Source organism: Actinomycetes bacterium, assembly GCA_036000965.1.
GTDB lineage: Bacteria > Actinomycetota > CALGFH01 > CALGFH01 > CALGFH01 > DASYUT01.
Map to the genome: position 1 here is coordinate 1 of DASYUT010000270.1, position 4,025 is coordinate 4,025.

The window sequence follows — 4,025 nt, forward strand, 5'->3', positions numbered from 1 at the left end:
TCCGACTACAACATCCCCAACCCGAGCTTTGGGCCGGTGACGACCGAGGACCACGGCGTGATCGAGTTCCTCCTGGCCTTTACCCGCACCTGAGGGGCAGCCCCGCTGATGTCACCCAGGACGCCCCGATCGTCAGGCATCCATGGGGTTGGCCGCGCTCTCCCGCTGCACGACGGCATGGCCGGCTGTCAGGAAGCGCACCAGTGAGGTTGCATCAGGCACGAGGGTTCGCCGAACTGACCGACACCACCGCAGACGCGCCGCTTCCATAGACGCTACGTCGTTGAGCCACGTGGACAGGAGCAGACGATGAGCAACCGGATCGGCCGGTGACAGGCGCTCGGCGCCCTCGGCACCGTGGACTGGTAGGGGTTGCCGCCGAGTCTGCCAAGCCGCATCAAGGATCGATCAAGTGGCGGCCTGAGGGTGACGCGGTCCGAGGATGCCCAGCTCAGGCGGCCACGGCGCCGCCGTGCCCCGGCTCGGAGATGCCTATGGCGCCGGTGCGTTAGCCTCTGTACGGCGCGCGAACCGGATCATCGAGGAGGTTCGGAGGTCGCATGCTCATTCGTGACGGAGGCGATCAGCTGTGCGGTTTCGGGTATTGGGGCCGCTTGAGCTTCGCGACGGTGAGGGGCGGCTGGTCCGGCTAGGCGCGCCCAAGCAGCGCATGCTGCTGGCGGTGCTGCTGTTGCATGCCAACCGGGCGGTCCGTGTGGACCTGCTGGTGGAGGCACTGTGGGGCGAGCGGCCACCGGTTTCGGCCGTGGGAGGGCTGCGGACCTACGCGTCCGGGCTGCGTCGGACGTTGGGGATGGGCGAGGCGGCGGGCGCGCCGCGGATCGTGGCGCCGCCGGGCGGTTATCAGCTCAGTGTGGCCGGCGAGGAGCTAGATCTGCTGGTGTTTGAGCGATGTGCCGGTGAGGGACAGCGGGCGCTGGCCGATGGGGAGATGGCGTTGGCGGCTGCGCGGCTGGGGCAGGCGCAGGGGTTGTGGCGGGGCCGGGCGTTTGAGGACGTGCCGCTGGGTGCGGGGTTGGACGGGGAGCTTGCCCGCCTGCAGGAGCGGCGCCTGGTCGTGGTGGAGGCATGGGTGGAGACGTGTCTGGCGCTTGGCCGCCATGGCGGGCTGATGCCGGAGCTGCGCCGACTGGTCGTAGCGGAACCGCTGCGGGAGCGGCTGTGGGGGCAGTGGATGCTCGCGTTGTACCGGTCGGGCCGCCAGGCCGAGGCGCTGGCTGCCTACCAGCAGCTGCGGGGGCGGCTGGTTGAGGAGCTGGGGATTGAACCCAGCCCGCCCCTGCAGCAGTTGCAGCGGCAGATCCTGCGTGGTGACGTGGCGCTGGCCCCACCAGACCAGCAGCCCACCGGTAGCGGGGCGGTGACGGTCGCCAGGATGGTGGTGCCGCGGCAGCTGCCGCCGGACGCGGTCAGCTTGACCGGCGTGTGGAACGAGGAGTCTCGCGCTAGCGTCGAGTTCGGACGGCTGCTGGCCCGTCTCCGGGTGGATCGTGGCTTGTCGCAGGAGGAGCTTGCCGATCGGTCGGGGATGAGCGTGCGGACGATCGGGAATCTCGAACGAGGTCACGTGCAGCGTCCACGCCGCACGTCGATCGCTTTGCTTGCCGAGGCGCTGGCCCTCACCGACGCCGAGCGGGCGGTCTTCAAGAAGGCGGCCATCGAACTGGATGGACTGGATGGACGCGCCGACGGACGCGTGCAGGCGTGGTCGGATCCGACGCGTGGGGTGCCGCGCCAGCTGCCGCCCGACATCGAGGACTTCACCGGACGCGAGCTTGCCTTGGAGCGGCTGCACGCTCGGGTGAAGGGTCGTCGGCGTGGGTCGACGGCGGTGGTGATCACGGCCACCGTCGGCAAGGCGGGGGTGGGCAAGACCACGCTGGCCGTCCACGCCGCCCATCAACTGCGCTCGGTGTTCCCGGACGGGCAGCTGTATGTCAACCTGCGCGGCGTCGAGGCGCAAGCCCTCGACCCGGCGGGGGTGCTCGGCGGGTTTCTGCGCGCCTTGGGGGTCGACGGACGCTTGATCCCTGATGCCGTTGACGAGCGTGTCCGCTTGTACCGTTCGCTGATGGCGGACCGTCGCGCGCTGGTGCTGCTGGACAACGCGGCCGATGAGGCGCAGGTCCGCCCGCTGCTGCCGGGCGGCGCTGGCGACGTCGTGCTGATCACCAGCCGTGCTCGGCTGGCCGGGCTTGCCCTGGCTGAGGTGCTCGACCTCGACGTGCTCCCCCCGGCGCAGGCGGTGGAGTTGCTCGGCAAGCTCGTCGGAGCGGACCGCGTCGCCGGCGAACCCCAGGCGGCACACACGATCGCGGCGCTGTGTGGGTATCTGCCGCTGGCGCTGCGGATCGTGGGGGCCAGGCTGGCCGCCAAGCCGCACTGGCGGTTGCAGCGGCTGGCCGATCGGCTCGGCGTGCAACACCGGCGGCTGGATGAATTGACCACCGGTGACCTGGAGGTGCGCGCCAGTGTCGCGCTGAGCTACCAGGGGCTTGGTGAGGTGGAGCGGCGCGCGTTCCGGCTGCTGGGGCTGCTGGAAGTACCAGACTTCGCGCCCTGGATGCTGGTTGCCCTGCTGGAGGTTCCTGCTGCTGCGGCGGAGGACGTTGCTGAGCGCCTGGCTGACGCGCAGTTGCTGGACCCGGTCGGCGAGGACGGCGCCGGGCAGCTTCGCTACCGGTTCCACGACCTGCTTCGCCTGTACGCCAGGGAGCGGCTGGCCGAAGAGGACACGCCGGCCACGCGGCGCGCTGCGCTGGAACGGACGCTGCAGACCTACTTCACCACCGCCCAGGACTGGGTGCGCGGGCTGCGGCTGCGCCCCCCGGAGCTGCCCGGGCAGGCCTCCCCGGCCGTGCCGCAGGATGCCGCGGCCACGCTGGCGCGGTCCTACCGGTGGTTGGCCGCCGAGCGCAAGGGTCTGGTGGTGAGCCTGGAGCAGGCGTGGCGGGAGGGATGCCAGCGCCCTTGGCCCAACGTCACACGGCTGCTTGCCGACTTCTTCGAGGTGTCCGCGTGCTGGGACGACTGGGAGCGCACCCATGAGGTGGCGCTCCGCGCCGCGCAACGGGCGGGCGACCGGCATGCCGAAGCGTCGCTGCTGGGTGGCCTTGGTGACCTGCGCCGCTTCCAAGCTCGCTTGCCGGAGGCAGTGGCGTTCTGCACGCAGAGCAACGCCATCTTCTCGGACCTGCACGACACGCAGGGCCAGATCGACAGCCTGATCGGCCTGGCACGCGCCTACCGGCGCCAGGGCCGACTGGCCGACGCGGCCGCCTGCTTCGACCAGTGCCTTGAGCTGTGCCGTGGGCTGAGCGACCGTGACCGTGCGGCCAAGGCCATGCTGTTTTCCGCCAAGGTGCGCCGCCAGCAGGGACGGTCCGCGGACGCCCTCACGCTGCTGACAGACTGCCGGGACATCTTCCGCTCGCTCGGCAACGCTGGCTACGTGGGCTACACCGATCTCGTGCTCGGCATCCTGCGGCACGAGCGCGGGGAGTACGAGCAGGCCACCGACCACCTCCAGCAGGCGCTCGCCTTCGCGCGGACGCTCGGCGACCCGCGCTGGGAGGCGTACGGGCTCCTCAACCTCGGGATGACCGCGCAGGCGCGAGGGTGCTAAGACCAGGCACGCCAGCACCTGGAACAGTCGCTGATCATGTTCGAGCAGGTCGGCGACCGGCACGGAGCGTCCCGCGCCCGTCAGGTGATCGCTGGCCTCCGCAAGAACGCAACCACTCATCCCTGAGCGGGGTCGAACAGCCGCCCCACAAGGTTGGCGGGCGGTCTTCGGTCCGATCCGTTGACCGGTCGACCGCAAGCCGCAACAGGCGCTGCGGCTGGTCGACTCGAAGACCTACCGCACCGGCGTCGTCGATCTCACCTACCGGCCGGCCGAAAGCTGAGCAGCCGAACCACGACAAGCATCGGCGAAAGCGTGAAGGCCCCCCGGCGTGGCCTTCGCGAACGCCGGGACGACCGCAGTTCCTCCAAGCCGCGAA

1 protein-coding gene is annotated in these 4,025 nt (G+C 70.5%); it reads left to right on the forward strand.

The window, feature by feature from the left end:
• The first annotated feature begins 670 nt into the window (after positions 1 to 670).
• Entirely contained in the window at positions 671 to 3,646 is a 2,976-nt protein-coding gene (locus VG276_24070) for a BTAD domain-containing putative transcriptional regulator (GenBank protein ID HEV8652382.1), read from the forward strand.
• Positions 3,647 to 4,025: the final 379 nt, after the last annotated feature.